Source organism: Gordonia sihwensis NBRC 108236, from assembly GCF_000333035.1.
Lineage (GTDB): Bacteria > Actinomycetota > Actinomycetes > Mycobacteriales > Mycobacteriaceae > Gordonia > Gordonia sihwensis.
The window spans coordinates 1-1174 of record NZ_BANU01000061.1 but is presented as its reverse complement, the minus strand read 5'-3'; the positions used below and the strand labels follow the sequence as shown (position 1 = coordinate 1174).

The following is a 1174-nucleotide window of genomic DNA, read 5'->3' as shown; positions in this document are numbered from 1 at the left end:
GTAGGCGTGCCCGAGAGTCTGGTCGCAGCGTGCTTGAGTCAGGGCGATGACATGGATTGCTCGGTTCAGTTGCCGGTTGCCCGATCTCGTCAGCCTCATGGTCCCTTCGGTTCTGCCGGACCATACCGGCACCGGTGCGATCCCGCAGTAGCGGGCGAGCTGGTCCTGGCCGGGAAACCGATCGACGTTGGCGACCTCTCCGAGGATCTTCGCAGCGGTCAGCACACCGCAGCCGTCGATCTCCCGCAACGCCGACGACACCGGGGTCACCACGGCATCGATCCGCTTGTCGAGCTTCTTGATCCGCGCAGTCAGATCCATAACATCGGCCAGCACCTCGGCGGCGATCTCCACCAGCACTCCGGACCGCTCACCGAGCCATGCTCTGATCCGTTGCTGAGCCAGGACGGTCGTAAGGTCGGCCGTATCGCCGAGGAACTCCGGATCCAGCTCGTGGAGATGCCACCGCAATCGGTTGATCGACGAGGTCCGTTGCACGACATGATGATCGCGGTGATCAGTGAGCAACTTCAGGTCCCGGGAAATCTGGTCGTGAGAGGCGACCGGCAGGTCGGGTTCACGTTGTGCCGCGCGCGCTACGGCCAGGGCGTCGATGGGGTCGGACTTGCCTCGTTCCCGGCCGGTGCGGCGATGAGCCGCCATCAGATGCGGGCTCACCCGCACCACTGACTGCCCGGCCGCCAGCAGGTCCCGTTCCAAACGATTAGACATGTTCCGGCAATCCTCGACCGCCCACAACAGTCCGTCGGTCTCAGCACCGGGCAACAACGCTCGTGCCCACGCCAACGCCTGGCGATGCCCGACCGTGGTAGCCGGGACGACCGTCTCAGCGATCTTGGCACCGACCGTATCGACGGCTACGAAGGTGTGCCGCGCCTTGTGAACATCGGCTCCAACGGTGATCATGAAATGGCCTCCTATTGCAGTAGGTGCAAGGGTGAGGACGAGGCCAGCCGGCCCGGGCAAATCTCAGTGGAGCCCTGATGCAAGGACACGCTCCTATCAAGCCACGGCCGTCTGGCCTCTCCTCACCGGGAACCGGCACAACGAGTGAACGCCACCCACACGCGGAGGCAACAGGCCTGAGAGCCAAATCCCCGGTGAAGAGAACCCAACCACCACCGAAGTGGCCACTCAACCATCACACTGAGAC

At 63.9% G+C, this 1174-nt stretch carries 1 protein-coding gene; it reads right to left on the bottom strand.

The annotated features are described in order from the left end of the window. The coding region (locus GSI01S_RS19400; protein ID WP_006898375.1) for an IS110 family RNA-guided transposase at positions 1-927 on the bottom strand (927 nt) is incomplete at its 3' end. Positions 928-1174 lie beyond the last annotated feature (247 nt).